At 60.8% G+C, this 18,499-nt stretch carries 12 protein-coding genes; 9 read left to right on the plus strand and 3 right to left on the minus strand.

What is annotated here, in order from left to right; genetic code table 11:
• Positions 1–10 precede the first annotated feature (10 nt).
• Positions 11–1,378, plus strand: a complete 1,368-nt coding sequence (locus AD668_RS12675) for a DUF1329 domain-containing protein (protein WP_053159172.1) — start codon at positions 11–13, stop codon at positions 1,376–1,378.
• An 84-nt stretch (positions 1,379–1,462) separates the two neighbouring features.
• Complete coding sequence (locus AD668_RS12680) at positions 1,463–2,650, plus strand: lipid-transfer protein (protein WP_053159173.1); 1,188 nt, start codon at positions 1,463–1,465, stop codon at positions 2,648–2,650.
• Positions 2,651–3,506: 856 nt separating this feature from the next.
• Here AD668_RS12680 and AD668_RS12685 read toward each other — a convergent pair.
• Positions 3,507–5,219, minus strand: coding sequence for a hypothetical protein (locus AD668_RS12685; protein ID WP_053159174.1), 1,713 nt, complete (start codon positions 5,217–5,219; stop codon positions 3,507–3,509).
• 190 nt (positions 5,220–5,409) lie between these two features.
• On the opposite strand from AD668_RS12685, the gene AD668_RS12690 reads away from it, so the two are divergent.
• Entirely contained in the window at positions 5,410–6,525 is a 1,116-nt protein-coding gene (locus AD668_RS12690) for a CaiB/BaiF CoA-transferase family protein (protein ID WP_082344465.1), read from the plus strand.
• 9 nt (positions 6,526–6,534) lie between these two features.
• The gene (locus tag AD668_RS12695; protein WP_053159177.1) at positions 6,535–7,776 is read left to right on the plus strand and encodes a LuxR C-terminal-related transcriptional regulator; all 1,242 of its coding nucleotides are present in this window, start codon (positions 6,535–6,537) and stop codon (positions 7,774–7,776) included.
• On the opposite strand, the gene AD668_RS12700 is transcribed toward AD668_RS12695, so the two are convergent.
• Positions 7,734–10,244, minus strand: a complete 2,511-nt coding sequence (locus tag AD668_RS12700) for a LuxR C-terminal-related transcriptional regulator (RefSeq protein WP_053159179.1) — start codon at positions 10,242–10,244, stop codon at positions 7,734–7,736. The two genes, AD668_RS12695 and AD668_RS12700, sit on opposite strands and share 43 nt — an antisense overlap.
• 292 nt (positions 10,245–10,536) lie before the next feature.
• Between AD668_RS12700 and AD668_RS12705 the strand changes: the two genes are divergently transcribed.
• Together AD668_RS12705 and AD668_RS12710 are read left to right on the plus strand one after the other, a co-directional pair.
• Positions 10,537–12,444: a DUF1302 domain-containing protein gene (locus AD668_RS12705; RefSeq protein WP_053159181.1), complete on the plus strand. Its 1,908-nt coding sequence runs from the start codon at positions 10,537–10,539 to the stop codon at positions 12,442–12,444.
• Between the two features lie 25 nt (positions 12,445–12,469).
• A complete protein-coding gene (locus AD668_RS12710) occupies positions 12,470–13,837 on the plus strand; it encodes a DUF1329 domain-containing protein (protein ID WP_053159183.1) in 1,368 nt (455 codons plus the stop codon).
• A gap of 288 nt (positions 13,838–14,125) precedes the next feature.
• Here AD668_RS12710 and AD668_RS29920 read toward each other — a convergent pair whose 3' ends face one another.
• Entirely contained in the window at positions 14,126–15,154 is a 1,029-nt protein-coding gene (locus AD668_RS29920) for a helix-turn-helix transcriptional regulator (RefSeq protein WP_156322334.1), read from the minus strand.
• 216 nt (positions 15,155–15,370) lie between these two features.
• Between AD668_RS29920 and AD668_RS12725 the strand changes: the two genes are divergently transcribed.
• From AD668_RS12725 to AD668_RS12735, 3 genes are all read left to right on the plus strand, one after another.
• Entirely contained in the window at positions 15,371–16,234 is an 864-nt protein-coding gene (locus AD668_RS12725; protein WP_053159187.1) for an MBL fold metallo-hydrolase, read from the plus strand.
• A gap of 225 nt (positions 16,235–16,459) precedes the next feature.
• Positions 16,460–17,287, plus strand: a complete 828-nt coding sequence (locus AD668_RS12730) for a transposase (protein WP_053159855.1) — start codon at positions 16,460–16,462, stop codon at positions 17,285–17,287.
• A gap of 48 nt (positions 17,288–17,335) precedes the next feature.
• Positions 17,336–18,496, plus strand: coding sequence for an acyl-CoA dehydrogenase family protein (locus AD668_RS12735; RefSeq protein WP_053159188.1), 1,161 nt, complete (start codon positions 17,336–17,338; stop codon positions 18,494–18,496).
• Positions 18,497–18,499: the final 3 nt, after the last annotated feature.

Genomic DNA, 18,499 nt, shown 5'->3' on the forward strand with positions numbered 1-18,499 from the left:
GAAAACAACAATGAAATCCAGCATTCTGATCAAAGCCTGCACCTTGACCCTCAGCCTGATTGCTTCCAGTGTGATGGCGGCTGTTTCCCCGCAGGAAGCGGCGCAATTGGGTACCACGCTGACGCCGCTGGGCGGCGAGAAGGCCGGCAATGCCGGCGGCACCATTCCTGCCTGGACCGGTGGCCTCAAACCCGGTGCCGCCCCAATGCAGAACGACTTTCTCGGCAATCCGTTCGAAGGGGAAAAACCGCAGTTCGTAATCACTGCTGCCAACGTCGCGCAGTACAAAGACAAGCTCACGGCCGGGCAACTGGCGATGTTCACGCGTTACCCCGACACGTACAGGATCCCGGTGTACAAGACCCAGCGCACGGCGTCCGCGCCACAGGCAGTCTACGACGCCGTGAAGAAAAGTGCGGTGACCACCGAGTCGGCCAATGACGGCTACTCGTTGAAAAATTTCGAGCAGTCGCGCTATTACGCGTTCCCGATTCCGAAGAATGGCCTGGAAGTGGTCTGGAACCACCTGACCCGCTCACGGGGCACCAACTTCATCAACCGTCAGGCCCAGGCCACGCCGCAAACCAATGGTGACTACACCATTGTGCAGATTGAGATGGCCACCGGGTTGCCCTGGAAAATGGCCGACGCCAAGCCCGAGGACAGCGCCAACATCCTGTTCTACGCCAAGCAGACGGTGACGGCGCCCGCACGTCTGGCCGGCAGTGTGCTGTTGATTCACGAGACCCTCGATCAGGTCAAGGAACCGCGCATGGCCTGGGCCTACAACGCTGGGCAACGCCGCGTGCGTCGTGCCCCGCAAGTGGCCTATGACGGTCCGGGCACCGCTGCCGACGGCATGCGCGTGGCCGACAACGCCGACATGTACAACGGTGCACCGGACCGTTACGACTGGAAGTTGATCGGCAAGAAAGAAGTTTACGTTCCCTACAACAACTACGTGTTGCAGTCGCCGAAGCTCAAATACGCCGACATCATCAAGCCCGGCCATATCAACCAGGACCTGACCCGCTACGAGCTGCATCGGGTTTGGGAAGTGGAGGGCACGCTCAAGCCTGGCCAGCGCCACATTTATGCCAAGCGTCATATGTACATCGACGAGGACACCTGGGCTGCCGTGGAAATCGACCAGTACGACGGTCGCGGCCAACTGTGGCGGGTCAGCGAAGGTTACCTGGTCAACGACTATCAGCAGGGTGTCGCCGTGTATGCCGCGATGGGGGTCTATGACCTGATTGCCGGGCGGTATCTGGTGTCGAACCTGGGTAACGAAAACAAGCGTGGCACCGACTACGCCTACCAGCCGACCATGAATGACTTCACTCCGGCAGCGCTGCGCAACGCCGGTATTCGCTAAATCCTTTGAGCAATGGCTGTCCGTCCTCTTGAGAGGGCGGACGGCTTTCCCCTGTGTCCCGTTCACTGAATCTGGAGAAGAACAATGTCGCAAAAACCTTACATTGCCGGCGTCGGCATGATCCCGTTCGTCAAGCCTGGTACCAGCGGTACTTACATCGACATGGGCGGCGAAGCGATTCGTCTGGCCCTTCAGGATGCCGGTCTGGATTACAAACTGGTTCAGCAAGCCTATGCCGGCTACGTTTACGGCGACTCCACCAGCGGTCAGGCCGCCCTCTATGAAGTGGGCATGAGCGGCATCCCGGTGATCAACGTCAACAACAACTGCGCCACCGGTTCCAGCGCGCTGTTCCTGGCACGCCAGGCGGTGGAGAGCGGGGCGGTCGAGTGCGCCCTGGCATTCGGTTTCGAGCAGATGCAGCCAGGTGCCCTGAAAGGCCATTGGGATGACCGCCCGCGCGCGACCACGCACAAGACCCAGTCGGTGATCGACGAACTGACCTCTGATGTAGAGATCCCGAGCGCGCTGCGCATGTTCGGTGGCGCCGGTCGTGAGCACATGCAGAAGTACGGCACGCAAATGAGTACCTTTGCCGCGATCCGTGCCAAGGCCAGTCGTCATGCCGCCAACAACCCGTTGGCATTGTTCCGCAAAGTGGTCACCACCGAAGACGTGATGAACGATCAAGTGATGTGGCCGGGTGTGATGACCCGCCTGATGGCTTGCCCGCCGACTTGCGGCGCGGCGGCCGCCATTATCTGTTCCGAAGCTTTCGCCAAAAAGCATGGGTTGCGCACCGATGTGGTGATCCTCGCGCAATCGTTGACCACTGACAAACCCGTCTGCTTCGAAACCCGTTCGATGATCGAAGTCGTCGGCTTCGACATGGCCCAACGGGCTGCCAGGGAAGTCTATGAGAAGGCCGGTGTCGACCCGCTGGACATCCGGGTCGCTGAAATGCACGACTGCTTCGCCCATAACGAATTGCTGACGTATGAAGCCCTGGGCCTGTGCGATGTCGGCGGCGCGGAAAAATTTGTTCTCGAAGGCAGCAACACCTACGGCGGCCAGGTCGTGACCAACCCCTCCGGTGGCCTGTTGTCCAAGGGGCACCCGCTGGGAGCGACCGGTCTGGCGCAGTGCTATGAGTTGACTCAGCAATTGCGAGGTAATGCCGACAAACGTCAGGTCGAAGGGGTGAATGTCGCGCTGGCGCATAACCTGGGCCTGGGTGGTGCATGCGTGGTGACCCTGTACGGTCGCACTTGATCCCTCTGGCGGTGCATGCCTTAGAGTATGCACCGCCAACCGGGTTACTTGTTTTGACCGGGCCTTGCGCCCGGTTTTTTTATGCGCGGTCAGGTCGTCAGCGATGACGCGGGCATGCTGGAAAAACGCGGCGTGCTCAGGTTTTTCGCGAGCGTGCTCGCTCCTACAGGGGAATACGCTCACCTGTAGGAGCGAGCGCGCTCGCGATGGTCGTCAACGATGACGCGGGCATGCTGGAAAAACGCGTCGTGCTCAGGTTTTTCGCGAGCGTGCTCGCTCCTACAGGGGAATACGCTCACCTGTAGGAGCGAGCAGGCTCGCGATGGTCGTCAACGATGACGCGGGCATGCTGGAAAAACGCGTCGTGCTCAGGTTTTTCGCGAGCGTGCTCGCTCCTACAGGGAATACGATCACTTGTAGGAGCGAGCACGCTCGCGATGGTCGTCAACGATGACGCGGGCATGCTGGAAAAACGCGTCGTGCTCAGGTTTTTCGCGAGCGTGCTCGCTCCTACAGGGGAATACGCTCACCTGTAGGAGCGAGCACGCTCGCGATGGTCGTCAACGATGACGCGGGCATGCTGGAAAAACGCGTCGTGCTCAGGTTTTTCGCGAGCGTGCTCGCTCCTACAGGGGAATACGCTCACCTGTAGGAGCGAGCGCGCTCGCGATGGTCGCCAACGATGACGCGGGCATCCTGGATTAACGCGGTGTGCGTGAGTTCTTCGCGAGCAGGCTCGCTCCTACAGGTATTTGATAGGCAGATAACAGGCACAAAAAAACGCCGGCCTTTCATTGAAGGGCCGGCGTTTTTGAGGAAGGGATGCGATGAGCGTCAACGACATCCCGCCATCGAGTTACTCGCTCTTGGCCACCTGGTCGACTTTCTGCATGCGACTGGTGTCCATCAAGACCATGCCGAAGGCCATGCCATACATCAACCGTCCCTGTTTATCGACTTTCATCGGCGCGTACATGCCGTTGAACACCGGGTCGCTGCCGGTGGCGATTTCCAGCACGGTTTTGCCGGTGTCCAGATCCATGCCGATGTGGAAGCCTTCACCCAGCCGACCGGCATAGAAGCCATTGATCAAGGCCATGCGACTGCCACCGCTGATCATCGGCACGATCGAGATCGAACCCACGTCTTCACGGGTCCACAGGCTGTTCCATTGATGCTTGCCATTGTCCCATTTGAACATTGCCACGCCACTCGGGGCAGGGCGGGTCATGCCGTTTAGCATGGTCACGTAGTACCCGGATTTGGACAGGACCGGTTTTTCCACGGCAGGGATGTTGTTGACCACAAACGCGTGACCGTCATACACCGCCACCGACTGTTCCGATTGCACGGTAGGGATGGTCGGGCCCATGTCGACTTCACGCTGGTCGGCAACGCGCGGTGACCCGGTGCCCGGTTTTTGCTTCCAGCCGGTCGGAATACCGTCGCGCCACATGGCGACCAGGTTCATCTTGTTTGCGCCGTCGGTGAACACCACCAACTTGTCTTCCTCTGGACCGTAGCCCATCAGGGTCGGCGTCGAGCCGGTGCCGTCACCGATTTTGATCGAGGTAAAGCGCGAGCCGCGTTCATAAGGCGCTTTCCAGGCGCCACTGGCGTCGTCGGCGTGGAGCTTGCCTTGCTTGTCGACCACCAGACGGTACATGTTCTGGTTGGATGCGACATACACCGCACCGCCATCGACTTCCGGCCCGGTGGCGAAGGAGTTGAGGAACAGTTCGTCACTGCCTTCAACGCGATAGCTGTCGATCAGTTTGAGTGTCGTGCGATCGAGGGTGGCGACCACGCCGCCCATGGTGTTGATCACCAGGTAGCCGTTTTGGGTCATGCCCATGCCGAAGGTGACGTCCACGGGAACGTTGACGCCGCGCTTGGTCTTCTCGTTGTCGAACAGCGCATCCGGAAGCTGTACTTCCTGGGTGAGCTGCATGCCGGACGCCGGATCCTTCTGATCGTTCTGGTCAATGCGGAACACTCGACGGGCGCTGGCGCCGATGAAGGCATCGTCACGGGTCAGCAGTGAGTAGATCGCCCCCCCCATGACTTGATCGGCGGTAGCGGTCAGCATGCGGTTCGGTTGGGCTGTCATGTAGTCGAGCAAACCCTTTTCGTCCCTCGCTTCAAGAAACCTGCGGGTTTGGGCCGCTTGCTGCAAACGCTGTTCAGGCGTGACCGGCTGGTAGTTCGGCAGCTTGACCGGCAGGTCGACGCGGGCCACTTCGGTGAACTTGAAGTCGTCTTCGATCTTCACCTTGCGCAGGGAAAAGCCGGCCCAGAACCAGTAAAGGTCGGTATCGCCGACCTTGTCGCTGTATTGCACCAGGCTCCCCGATTCGTTGGGCAAAACACGGTAGGCGTCCGGGGTCATCTTGAAGGTGCCACGCGGCACGGCGATGTCGGTACTGTCCGAGGCCCCGTCGTTCCAGTGGGTCTGGTTGTTGTAGGACTGCGCCAGGTAAGGGTTGCCGGGTGCGATCTGGGCCCACCCCAGTGCCGGGACGGTCAGTAGACTCGCCAGAAGTGCCCAATGCGAACGTAGAGCAAACATGTTTTCTTCCTTCCTGTTGTTGTTATTGCCTGAAGAGGAAGGCCTAGGGTAGCCCTGTCTTTTCCAGCCTATAGCCCCCCAAAGCGGGGGGCACGATTTTCAGGGGGCTCTGCTAGGGTATCGACTACGATCAGCGCTGGTGCACAGGGCTTCAGCGTCCGTTGCCATGTCACTACAAATGGGGGAAGAGATGCTTTCAGGTATCAAGGTCGTAGAGATTTGCGGGATTGGTCCGGGACCCTTTTGTGCCATGCACCTGGCCGATCTGGGGGCCGATGTCATAGCGGTCGAGCGCGCAGAGTCAAAGTCGATCAGCGGGCAAGCGAGCCACACGGCCAACCCGGTCAACCGTGGCAAGCGGTCGGTGTTTGCGGACCTGAAAAGCGCTGAAGGTCGCGAACTGGTCCTGAAGCTGATCGAGAGCGCCGATGTCCTGATCGAGGGCATGCGCCCCGGCGTCATGGAGCGTCTTGGCCTTGGTCCGCAGGACTGTCAGGCACGCAATCCACGCCTGGTCTACGGGCGCATGACCGGTTGGGGGCAGAGCGGTCCATTGGCCAGTGCCGCCGGTCACGACAATAACTACATCGCCCTGTCAGGTGCGCTTCATCACAGCGGGACCGTCAATGAGGCACCTTCGTCGCCAATCACACTGATCGGCGACATTGGCGGCGGCGCTCTGTACCTGACTATCGGCCTGCTTGCAGGCGTGCTCAATGCCCGGCAGACCGGCAAGGGCACAGTGGTCGACGCAGCCATCGTCGACGGTTCGGCGCACATGATGCAGCTGATGCTGTCGCTGCAGGGTCGAGGCTTGCTCAAGGAACAGCGCGGTAAAAGCGTGCACGACGGCTCGCATTTCTATGCGACTTATCGCTGCGCCGATGACAACTATGTGGCGGTGGGTTCAATGGAGCCGCAGTTCTATGCGTTGCTGTTGCAAAAACTGGGGTTGGACAATGATCCGCGTTTCGCCAAACAGTGGGACATGAACCGCTGGGAAGAACTGCGCGGCTTGCTCGCCGAGGTGTTTGCCGGCCAGCCCCGCGATCACTGGTGCCAATTGCTGGAAGGCAGTGACGTGTGCTTCGCGCCGGTACTGAGCCCGCGTGAGGCGTCGCAGCATCAGCACATGGTGGAGCGGGGCGTGTACTTTGAACGCGACGGTGCTTTGCAAACCAGTCCCGCGCCCCGTTTCGATGGCCGCGTTGAAGTACCAGGAGCGATCCCTGAGCGAGGTGAACATACGGCCAGGATCATGGCGGCACTCGACATCAACGATCTCGCGGCTGTCTGGAAACCCTAGCGTACGGCCATGAAGACAGCCTGTGACCTGCTGGCCCTCGGACGTTTCGACGCGGCCAGGCGCAGGCTGTCCCAAGTGATAGGGCATGCCGCGCAGCACGGCACCGGCGGCGTACCCCCTGCGGCGACGGCGATGGAAAGCCTCATCGACCTGACTCAAGGGGGGCTGGCATCGGCCCGTATGCGCCTGGAGTGTTTTGTTCCAGATTGCACCGCGTTGGCGGGCTTGCTGCCCAACGTCATGCGAGCCCTTGTGCTTTACGAAAGTGGATCGCTGGATCAGGCACAAGACCTGCTCGCGCGAACCCAGCCTCACATCCCGGACGACAGCCCGCCGGACGCACTGATCGTCAGTCATATCCTGATGGCCCGAATCGCCTACTCCCGAGGTGAGGGGGCCATCTGTCGACGCCACCTCGCCACGCTTATGCAAGCTGCCCATGACCGGGCATGCCGACGCAGCCAGTGCTCGGTCTGGATTGAGCGTGCGCGTATGGCTACGCTGGAAGGTCGTGTGCTTGCGGCTGCTCAGGCGTTGACTCACGTGGACAGATACGGCGATTGGGCGCGTTCGCAGGCGTTTTACTACGCCAACGACGTCGACACGCCCACCGTCGCCCGCGTGCGCCTGTACATCGCACAAGGACGCTTTGACCTGGCGCTTCGCACGTTACGCCCGGAAATTGCGCAAGCACACGGGCAGGGTCGTTTGCGCCGCAAGCTCAAGCTGCGTTTGCTGCTCGCCGTGGCCCTTGAGGGCAGTGCACAACACGAAGCGGCAATGGCAGAACTCACCGGGCTGTTGCCGTTTGCCAGCGAGGAGGGCTGGCGCAGCACCTTTGTCGAAGAAGGGGCCTGCCTTGAGGCGCTGTTGCAACGCTGCGCCCGGACACTCCGGGCGCGAGGGGGCGAGCCGGGGTTTATTGGTGATCTGCTCAAGCGATTGGCTGGCGCGCCTGGACTGCCCAGCGACGTTGGACAAGCGTGCTCTGTGCTCACCGAGCGCGAACAGCAAGTGGTCCGTCTGGTCGCTCAGGGCTATCCGATCAGTGCGATTGCGGACAATTTGCGACTTTCCGGGTACACGGTGAAAGTGCATCTGCGCAATCTCTTCCGCAAGCTGGGCGCTCACGGCCAGACGCAAGCCGCCGCCATCGCCAGGGCGCGAGGGCTGCTCGATTGCCTTGAAGACGCGCCCCATGTGCTGTGTCACACCAATACACCGGTCGCCTTGGCGCGCATCACCGCTTGAGCGCGCCGGGTTACGCCCAGCTTGCTGTTGATGTGCTTGATGTGTGCCTTGACCGTATTGGTCGAGATGTACAGGCGCTCGCTGATCTCCCGGTTTGAGAAACCTTCGGCGAGCAGTTCCAGTACGGCCATCTCACGGCTCGTGAGCTGCTCATGTTGCTTGGTACTGACGGCCGATTGGCGCGGTGGGACCACTCTGGCTTCGCTGACGACCAGATTGAAGGTGCCGTTGTTTCGCGTCGGCTGCCGGGCCGGGTGCGACGCGCCAGTGTCCCGGGTGAGGTCATCCAGCAGGCGCAACGCCTTTGCCTCAAGCCCGTGGAAGTTCAGGCGACGGCACTCGCGCAGCACGGTCTCCAGGCGCCTGCCGGCGTCTTTGGACTGGCCGATGCCCTGTTCGACAATGGCTAATAGCAGCTGACTGTGCACCGCCAGCGACGGCACATACACGCAGGTCAAGCGAGCGGCGGAGCCTCGCAGATATTGTTCGATCATCTGCGCCATGAGCAGCGCCTGTTTCCAGTTTTTCTGATGGATCAGCACGCTGAGGGTTTGTAGATTGAGCACCGCGCGGTAGCTGCTTTCCTGGGCATCGGCGCATTGCATGTGGCGTTCGGCGTCCTGCAGCAAAGCGAAGGCCTGCTGGAAATCGCCCCGGCAGGCGCACACTTGCGAGAGGCCCGTCAGTGCGTGCAGGATGGACAGATTGTGGGCGCCAAGGAGCTGCAACGCCTGCTTCAGGGTGCGCTCGCAACAGTCCTGCTCACCGCGCTGCAGATGCAGTTTGCCCTGCAACACCAGCAGACGGCCCAGAAGCATCACATCCCGATTGCCATCGGCCTGCAATAACGACAGATTGTGCTGCAACAACCGTTCGGCCAGATCGCTTTCCCCACACAAAATCATCAGGCAAATACGCTGAGTGTTGACCTGCACCTCCCGGATCAGACTGCCTTGGCGCCGCGCCTTTTCGAGGGCGAGCATCAGGATCTGTTGAGCCTGAACAGTCGCGCCGGTGCTCATGGCCATGCGCGCAAGGATGACCGTGCAGACAAACGACAGATGTTGCTCATCCTCGCCCAGATGCTCCAGCGCGGCCTGGCAATACTCCATGGCCTGGGTGCAGTTGCCCAGAAGACCATTGATTGAACCCGACAAGGCTTGCCAGAGCGCCAGCAGGCGACGGTTCTGTTGTGCCGAGGGTTGCGGCAGGAATTGACTCAGTTGTTCCAGGGCCGCCTGCGCGTCATTCAGCCGCATGTTCATCATCAAGGCACAGGCGATGAGTACTACCAGCTGCGGCGTGCTTGATTGCAAGCGGGCCGGCAAGTGCTTGCGCCAGTCCAGCAGCCGCTGCAAATTGCGCCCGGACAAGAGCCAGCTCGGGTTGAGTGTCGCCATGTAGTTGGCGGCGACATCCGCGCGACCGGCACTCAACGCCAGGTCGATGGCGTCCTCGATGAAACCGCTCGCACTCAGGCCACGGCAGGCGCGCAAGCGCAATCGATTGACTGCGCTTGCGTCCATCCTGCCCTGCAGTGCCTGAGCGACTGCCGGCAGGATGCGATACCACTGGCCATCGCTGTCCAGTGCCTGGAAGAACGCATGGGACATCAATAATTGATGAAGGCACGCTTTGTCATGAAGCTCTTCCCAAAGCTCGGCACACAGGGCTTGGCAAAATCGCGGCAAATACGCCAGACCGCACAGCAGGCTGCATTGCTCGGCGCTCAGGTGTGACAGCAGTTCGCGCTCGAGGTAGTCGTACAGCATCGGTTGAGCGGCGCTCGGGGAGGTGAGCAACAAGCGTGTGCCTGCGCACCAGCCCCAGGCCTGTTGCCAGATCGCGTCGAGGCCCGCTTGCGTCGTCGCCGGGGCCAGCAGATACACGAGGTCGTCGGACTCCTGACGGGAAAAAGCCAGTGCCTCGCTGTCCAGCGTCAGCAATTGACCTTCGAGTAGCAGGCGCGGCAGGTTCCAGGTCGGGCGTCGTCGGCAGCTGACCCAAAGTTCAATGGGGGCGGAGGAGTGCACAAGCAGGTGGTCGATCCACGCATCGAGTGCCGTATCGGCCCCGGCAAGATAGTCGTCGAGGACCAGGGTGCATGGTTCTTTCAAGCCTTCAAGCGCACTCAGCAGCGCGGAACCGGTAACGACGGGTTGCGCCAGCTCGCCGAGCAGTTCGGCGATGCGCATGCAAAACCGCGCCAGGCACAAGGGTTGACCCGCCAGATTGAGTTGCAGGATCAGCGGCGCCGGTGCGGACCGGGACAGGCATTGCCTGATCAATGAGGTTTTGCCATACCCCACGGGTGCGCAAAGCAAACGCAGGCGTCGGGGTTTCTCCAGCAACTGCGCCACCAGATGCTGGCGCGGTAACAACCGAGAGGAAGGACTGGGCGCTTCCTCGGACGCCAGGCTGACCGGCTTGCGCGACTGTAGGGAAATGGCTGAAAGGGACTGCGACATTTCGGTCTCCCGGACCACAGGGCAATGCGCCGCGTTCTAGTCCACAGCAGGCTAATGACTGAACGGTAACTGCGCTAAAGCATCCGCAGCCTGACCAGCGCCGGCAATACCCTTTTCGGTTGATAAGACTGCCCCACACATCGCAAGCCCGCCAACGTTACTTCTTGTATCGACGATCAACCCGTGATTACCCACACGGGTAATCCGAAATCACCCCATCAGGGAATGTCCCGAGTGATGGCACATTCCCTACTGTTGGCGCTCCAACACAAACCGTAGTTCGGGGAGCCGCATGACAAAAACAACAAAGTGCGCAGTCTTTCAACCGCATCTGCTGGCAGCAGCCGTTGCCTTGGGGATTAGCGCGCAGGCTTACGCTGTAAGTTTCGATATGGGTGAGATTGAGGGCAGTTTCGATTCGTCGCTGTCGGTGGGTGCCAGTTGGGCCGTCCGCGGACCCGACCCGGACTTCATTTCCAACTTCAATTCGCAAGGTGTCAGGGGCAACGCCTCGTCGCGGACCAACGACGACAACCGGCTGAATTTCAAGAAGGGCGAAACCTTCTCGAAGATCTTCAAAGGCGTGCATGACCTGGAGTTGAAGTACGGTGACAGTGGCGCCTTCGTGCGCGGCAAGTACTGGTACGACTTCGAGCTGATGGACGAAAGTCGTCCGTTCTACGACATCGACGATCACGGCCGCCAGCGTGCGGCGAAATCGTCCGGGGCGATGTTTCTCGACAGCTTTGTCTACCACAACTACACGCTGGATCAATTGCAGGGCAACGTGCGCCTGGGCAAGCAGGTGGTGAGCTGGGGCGAAAGCACCTTCATCGGCAACTCGATCAACAGCATTAATCCGATCGACGTCGCAGCCCTGCGTCGTCCCGGCGCAGAAGTGAAGGAAGGCCTGATTCCGGTCAACATGCTGTACGTGTCCCAGGGCTTGTCCGAGAACGTTACCGCCGAGGCTTTTTACCAGATCGAATGGGCGCCGTCGGTGATCGACAATTGCGGCACCTTCTTCGGCAATGACCTCACGCCTGAAGGCTGTAACGACCGTGCGGTGATCGCCGGCCTCGACCTGCCGCCGGGCGTGGGCACCAACAGCAAATCCGGATTGGCTGTCGCCGGGACCGGAGCACAGGGCGGCGGGGTGGACGACGCCTATGTGACCCGCACCAAGACCAAGGATGCCCGTGACAGCGGCCAGTTCGGCGTGGCCCTGCGCTGGTTCGCCCCGGACTTGAACGATACCGAGTTCGGCGCCTACTTCCTCAATTACCACAGCCGTAACCCGAACCTCGATTTCACCCGCGCCACCGTGACCACCAACACTGGAGCCGGCCTGGCGACGGTGCCGGGCGCGATCAATTCGATCCGCACCGCGACCTACCACGTTGTGTATCCCGAGGACATCCGCCTCTACGGGCTGAGCTTCTCGACCAACGCCCTCGGCACCTCGCTGGGCGGCGAAGTCAGCTATCGGCCGAACATGCCGCTGCAACTCAACGGCGCCGACTTGAATCTGGCGGCGACCGGCAACAAGAACTCGCCGTCGTTCGTTGCCGGCCTGTCGCAGAATGTTGCCGGCGCACCCCTCGACGGTTACGTACGGATGCCGGTGTTGCAGACCCAGTTCAGCGCCACACGCTTCTTCGATCAGGTCATGGGCGCCAGTCGTTTCACCCTGGTCGGCGAGGTGGGCTACAACCGCATCAACGGTCTGGGCGATTCCGACGGCACTGACTTGCGTTTTGGCCGCAGCACGATTTTCGGTGCGGGCGCACTGGCGACCGGCGCGGGCGTCGGTGCGACCGGCCCGCAAACCTGCGTCGGAACGCAGAGTCAGGTACCCGGTGCCGCTGCCGGTGTCACCCGTCCGAGCAATCCGCAGCAGGAATGCAACAGCCACGGTTTCTATACCACCGATTCCTGGGGTTATCGCCTGCGCGGCCGACTCGACTACCCGAACGTGTTCGCCGGGGTGAACCTGGCGCCGAACATCGCCTGGTCCCATGACGTCGACGGCAATGGCCCGAACTTCGAGGAGGGCCTCAAAGCCGTCAGCCTCGGGGTGGATGCCGACTACGCCAACCTGTACACCGCCAGCCTCAGCTACACGGATTACTTCGGCGGCCATTTCAACACCAACGGTGATCGCGACTACGTTGCGCTCAGCGTCGGCGTGAACTTCTGATAGCCCACAGCAAAGGATCGAGACCATGAAAAAAATCATTCTTGTTGCATGCGGCACACTCGCGTTGAGTCTGTTATCGACCAGCATCATGGCTGCTGTTTCTGTGCAGCAAGCCGCGCAACTGGGTACCACGCTGACGCCGTTGGGGGGCGAGAAGGCCGGCAACGCCAGTGGCACTATTCCTGCCTGGACCGGTGGCCTGAAGCCTGGCGCTGCACCGGTGACCAATGAATTTCTCGGCAACCCGTTCGAAGGTGACAAGCCGCAATTCGTGATCACCGCCGCTAACGCCGCGCAGTACAAGGACAAGCTGACGGCCGGGCAACTGGCGATGTTCGTGCGTTACCCCGACACCTACAAGATTCCGGTGTACAAGACCCAGCGCACGGCATCGGCGCCGCAGGAGGTCTACGATGCGGCGAAGAAAAGCGCGGTGACCACCGAACCCGCGAACGATGGCTACGCGCTGAAAAACTTCGAACAATCGCACTACTACGCCTTCCCGATTCCGAAGAATGGCCTGGAGGTGGTCTGGAACCACCTGACCCGTTCACGGGGCACCAACTTCATCAACCGCCAGGCCCAGGCCACCCCGCAGACCAATGGTGACTACACCATTGTGCAGATCGAAATCGCAGCGGGGTTACCGTGGAAAATGGCCGATGCCAAGCCTGAGGAAAGCGCCAATATCCTGTTTTATGCCAAGCAGACCGTGACGGCACCGGCACGGATGGCGGGCAGTGTGCTGCTGATCCACGAGACCCTCGATCAAGTCAAGGAACCGCGTATGGCCTGGGCCTACAACGCCGGTCAGCGTCGGGTACGACGTGCACCGCAAGTCGCCTATGACGGTCCGGGCACGGCGGCCGACGGCATGCGCGTGGCCGATAACGCCGACATGTACAACGGCGCGCCGGACCGTTACGACTGGAAATTGATCGGCAAGAAAGAGATGTACATTCCGTACAACAACTACTTGCTGCAATCGCCGAAGCTCAAATACGCCGACATCATCAAGCCCGGGCATATCAATCAGGACCTGACTCGCTACGAACTGCATCGGGTGTGGGAAGTGGAAGGTACGCTCAAGCCTGGTGAGCGGCATATCTATGCCAAACGTCACATGTACTTCGATGAAGACACTTGGGCGGCCGTGGAAATCGATCAATACGACGGTCGCGGTCAATTGTGGCGGGTCAGCGAGGGGCATCTGGTCAACGATTACCAGCAGGGCGTTGCGGTCTATGCCGGGATCGGTATCTATGACCTGATTGCCGGGCGTTATCTGGTGTCGAACCTGGGCAACGAGAACAAGCGCGGCACCGACTACAGCTACCAGCCGACAATGGCGGACTTCACCCCGGCTGCGCTGCGCAACGCGGGTATCCGCTAAACAGCCGGGCCGACGGTTCTGCACATCACCGCTGTTCGAGGACGCCTTCGCCGGCAAGCCGGCTCCTACAGGGGATCATGCCGCTCAGGCTCTTCGTAGGAGCTGGCTTGCCAGCGAAGAGGGCCTTGAGATTGGCGCAATGTTCGAGGACGCCTTCGCCGGCAAGCCGGCTCCTACAGGGGATCATGCCTTTCGGGCTCTTCGTAACTGCCGGAGGCTGCGATTTTTTGATCTTCCGACGCAAGGTGGGCCGCTCCTGCACAGCACGCGTAACCAATGTCTTGAGCGTCAGCTCAGCCAACCCCGGGTGCGAGCAATAGCGACTGCCTGGGTACGGCTGCGAGCCCCCAGTTTCACGTTGATCCTGTGCAAGTGGGTTTTCACCGTGCATTCGCTGAGGAACAATTTCTGGGCGATCGCGCGATTGCGATGGCCGACGGCCAACAAGTGCAACACCTGTAGTTCCCTTTCGGTCAGCGTCGTAGAGAGGTCGTTTTCGTTCGATTGAGTGTCTCCGGGCACCAAATCGATACCGAAGCGCAAAAGCAAGCGCGTGATGAAATTCCGATTGATGGCCTGATCAGGGTGTTTGCATTGATAGCCCACCCAACGTCGCAACAACGCCGCCAAGGGCTCACCTTCGTCGATAAAACCCTGCATGCCACCTTCATCGCCCGCCAGGTACAGAGCGTGGTCGAGTGCCTGTATCGCCAGGCGGGTGTGGTTGAGTCCGTCCTGGGCCATGGCCAACAGCAGATGCAGTTTGATTTCGAAGTGTCGATGCTGATTCAGGCGCGCACTCTGGATCGCTACGAGCAGCTCGTCGACTGCAACGCCGTGATTGCCTTGGGCAATGCGCAGGCGTTGGCGGGCGATCAGTGGATTGTCGATTTCGTTGGCAGGCTGCAAGGGGTTGGAGGGCTCCTGGTGGCTGATGTTTTCTGCCGTTTGCAAGGCTTGTTGCGCCACATCCAGATGGTTGTTCAGCGTCGCCACTCGGGTGCGCTCCAGCCAGGCCGAGCACTGGACACGCAGGGAACCGGACTGTTGACCGAACCGTTCAAGTTCCAGCAGATAGCGTAGCCAGGTGTCTCTTTCACCGCCAAGCAGCGCCAGGCGCGCCATCAGCACATGACTGATGATCAGGGCGTCATCTGCGCCAATCTGCCGGGCTTTGGGCAGGATGTCAGCCAACCATTGCGCCACCTGTTGCAGGTCGCCGCGCTCATAGGCCGCAAGGGCGGTCAGGGTGTCGCGCAGCAGGTGGTGGCGGTCTGTGGCAGACGCCTGGCAGCGGGTGGCGAGGAGGCCAGGCATGTCGGTGATCCCGGTAAATTCAGCCACAATCCTCCGATTGCCGGTGATCGGCGAGTAGCAAAATCAAGCGGTTCAACCTCCCTCTACCGTACGTTCCTTCGGACGATGTTCGCTTCATCGGTCACTTCGTTCCTTCGGCCGTCGCGACAGACGCGGGATGTCCATAGCATGGAAAAGGAGTTTCGAACGTCATCTTCATTCAAGGTAAAACGCGCAATGAACCGTCGTATTTCTGCATTGGTCGGTACGGGTCGCAGGCTCGATGGCGGAGTCATGTTCGGCAACACACCGCGCTCGAGCTGGTCTGACTGGGTCAACCCCGATCTCGACAACCAGATCAAACTCGCTTCGCGCGCCTTGCTCGTAGAACAGGACGGAAAGAACATACTGGTGCTGGCGGGCAGTGAAGCATTGCTGGCCCCGATGCCCCGGACGTGCCGCTGTCAAAAGCCCCCCGAGGGCTTGCTCGATTCGCTGGCCGAGCAGGGCCTGGGCGAAGACGATATTCATGTGGTGGTGCTGGTTCACCTGCATGCCCGGCTATCGGCGCAACTGCTGGGCGCCATCGAAGACGGAGAAATGCCTCGTCTGCTGTTCCCCAATGCCCGTTACCTGGTTGGCGAGCGTCACTGGGAGCGCGCCCGCCGTCCGCACCCGCGTGATCGGGCACTGTTTATTTCGCCCGTGCTCCACCGACTTGAAAGCAGCGGTCGCCTGACGTTGCTCAAGGGGACGGATAGCGAGCTGCTCGGCAGCGGTTGGCAGTTTCATCTCAGCGATGGCTACACACCGGGGCAGTTGCTTCCGGAAGTCGCCATGCCCGGCGGACCGGTGCTGTTCGCCGGCGACCTGATTCCGGGCAGCCATTGGCTGGAGCTGGCGGTCACCAGCGGGTATGACCGCAATCCCGAATGCCTGATCGGCGAGAAAGAGCGTTTGCTCGATCACCTGGTCAGCCAACGTGGCCGGGTCTTTTTCAGCCGCGACCCGGAGGTGGCGATGGTCAAGGTCATGCGCGACAGGCAGTCGCGGTACCTGGCGTACGATTTGTACCGCGCACTCAATCAGTTCGAAGGTTGAAGCGCAAATCGGATTCTCGCGTCTTCGTTCACGTCCATCGCGAGCAGGCCTGCTCCTGCAGGAGCGAGCTTGCTCGCGAAGATCCGAGGCGCACCGCCCTCACCAGGGGGGCGCCCAATTTTACCTGCTTGCTGACGCCCCCCCGAACCGGGGAGTTTTGCGCAGAGCGCGAAACTCCGAGCATGGGACATACGCACCCTGACAGGATTTTTGTGCATGACGTCCATGAGTGATTCCCCCTACGCCGCCTGGATCGGGCGCACCGAACACACCACAGAGCGCTTGAGTGCAAGCCTGGTCAAACGGATCGCAGCTACCCTGGGCGAATCGGCACCCCATTCGGGCCAGCCGTTGCCTGCATTGTGGCACTGGGCATTCTTTCAGCCCGCCGTGGAAGAACCGGCGCTTGGAAAGGATGGCCACCCGGCCGGCAGCGTCCTTCTGCCGCCCACACACCCTCGCAATCGGATGTGGGCGGGTGGACGGGTCGAGTTCCTTGAGGCGCTGCGCGTCGACGCCGAAGCGACACGCACCACAACCGTGCTGAACATCGAGGAAAAATCCGGGCGCAGCGGTTCGCTGCTGTTTGCGACCTTGCGTCACGAATATGTGCAGGACGGGCGCCTGGCGATTCGCGAGGAGCAGGACATTGTCTACCGCGATCCGACTCCGCCCAAACCCGCCAGTGGCGAAGCGTTGCCCCTGGCAGGCTGGCAAGAGTCGATTACACCCACCGCGACGTTGTTGTTTCGCTACAGCGCCGTGACGTTCAACGGCCATCGCATCCATTACGACTGGCCGTATGTCACCGAAGCCGAGGGTTACCCCGGTCTGGTGGTGCAGGGGCCTTTGATTGCCACCCTGAACCTGCACGCCTTCTGCCGCGCCAACCCGCAGGCGTGGATCCGGCGCTTTGAATATCGCGGCATCCGACCGCTCATTTCGCCACACCCCTTTATCGTCGGCGGGCGCCTCTCCGCCCCCGGCAGAGCTGAACTCTGGGCGGGTGACGCCGGCGGAATCGCCCAGCGCGCCGAACTGACTTTCGAATGATTTTTTGCCAACCCCTGGCAATTCCATAACAAGAACCGAGGACTACCGATGAATCCCAACAGTGACGAACTCAATGCCATCCGCGAAGGTGTACGGGCGTTGTGCGCTGAATTCGATGCCGCTTACTGGCGCGGGATCGATGAGCAAAAAGGCTTTCCGCAGGCCTTTGTCGACGCCTTGACCCGGGCCGGGTGGCTGGCGGCGATGATCCCGACCGAATATGGCGGCTCGGGCCTGGGCCTGGCCGAAGCGTCGGTGATCCTGGAAGAAGTGAACCGTTGCGGCGGCAATTCCGGCACCGTGCACGGCCAGATGTACAACATGTTCACCTTGCTGCGAAACGGCAGTGAGGCGCAGAAAAGTTATTACCTGCCGAAGCTGGCCAGCGGTGAACTGCGCCTGCAATCGATGGGCGTCACCGAGCCGACCACCGGCACCGATACCACCAAGATCAAGACCACGGCCGTGCGCAAGGGCGACAAGTATGTGATCAATGGGCAGAAGGTCTGGATCTCGCGCATCCAGCACTCGGACCTGATGATCCTTCTGGCCCGCACCACACCCCTGGCCGAGGTGAAGAAAAAATCCGAAGGCATGTCGATCTTCCTCGTTGATCTGCGCGAGGCCATCGGTAACGGCCTGACCGTGCAACCCATTGCCAACATGGTCAATCACGAGACCAACGAGCTGTTCTTCGACAACCTGCAGATCCCCGCCGACAGTTTGATCGGCGAAGAAGGCAAAGGCTTCAAGTACATCCTCGATGGCCTGAATGCCGAACGCACCCTGATTGCCGCCGAGTGCATTGGCGATGGTCGCTGGTTCATTGAAAAGGCTAGCGCCTATGCCCGTGACCGGGTGGTATTCGGCCGCCCGATCGGGCAGAACCAGGGCGTGCAGTTCCCGATTGCCGAGGCGCATATCGAAATCGAAGCGGCGGACCTGATGCGCTGGCGCGCTTGCGAGGAATACGACAGCGGCATCAACGCCGGGGCCAGCGCCAACATGGCCAAGTACCTGGCGGCGAAGGCCTCCTGGGAAGCGGCCAATGCCTGCCTGCAAACCCACGGCGGTTTTGGCTTTGCCTGCGAATACGACGTGGAACGCAAGTTCCGCGAGACGCGGCTGTACCAGGTTGCGCCCATCTCCACCAACCTGATTCTGTCTTATGTGGCCGAGCATTTACTCGACCTGCCACGCAGTTTTTAAGGG

Origin of the sequence: Pseudomonas sp. P1.8 (assembly GCF_001269805.1) — a bacterium.
Taxonomy (GTDB): Bacteria; Pseudomonadota; Gammaproteobacteria; order Pseudomonadales; family Pseudomonadaceae; genus Aquipseudomonas.

Excerpts from the sequence above, each read along its gene's own strand:
- AD668_RS12725 (WP_053159187.1), top strand. The coding sequence starts at position 15,371 with ATGAACCGTCGTATTTCTGCATTGGTCGGTACGGGTCGCAGGCTCGAT.
- AD668_RS12700 (WP_053159179.1), bottom strand. The coding sequence starts at position 10,244 with ATGTCGCAGTCCCTTTCAGCCATTTCCCTACAGTCGCGCAAGCCGGTC.
- AD668_RS12680 (WP_053159173.1), top strand. The coding sequence starts at position 1,463 with ATGTCGCAAAAACCTTACATTGCCGGCGTCGGCATGATCCCGTTCGTC.
- AD668_RS12710 (WP_053159183.1), top strand. The coding sequence starts at position 12,470 with ATGAAAAAAATCATTCTTGTTGCATGCGGCACACTCGCGTTGAGTCTG.
- AD668_RS12675 (WP_053159172.1), top strand. The coding sequence starts at position 11 with ATGAAATCCAGCATTCTGATCAAAGCCTGCACCTTGACCCTCAGCCTG.
- AD668_RS12730 (WP_053159855.1), top strand. The coding sequence starts at position 16,460 with ATGAGTGATTCCCCCTACGCCGCCTGGATCGGGCGCACCGAACACACC.
- AD668_RS12690 (WP_082344465.1), top strand. The coding sequence starts at position 5,410 with ATGCTTTCAGGTATCAAGGTCGTAGAGATTTGCGGGATTGGTCCGGGA.
- AD668_RS12695 (WP_053159177.1), top strand. The coding sequence starts at position 6,535 with ATGAAGACAGCCTGTGACCTGCTGGCCCTCGGACGTTTCGACGCGGCC.
- AD668_RS12705 (WP_053159181.1), top strand. The coding sequence starts at position 10,537 with ATGACAAAAACAACAAAGTGCGCAGTCTTTCAACCGCATCTGCTGGCA.
- AD668_RS29920 (WP_156322334.1), bottom strand. The coding sequence starts at position 15,154 with ATGCCTGGCCTCCTCGCCACCCGCTGCCAGGCGTCTGCCACAGACCGC.
- AD668_RS12685 (WP_053159174.1), bottom strand. The coding sequence starts at position 5,219 with ATGTTTGCTCTACGTTCGCATTGGGCACTTCTGGCGAGTCTACTGACC.
- AD668_RS12735 (WP_053159188.1), top strand. The coding sequence starts at position 17,336 with ATGAATCCCAACAGTGACGAACTCAATGCCATCCGCGAAGGTGTACGG.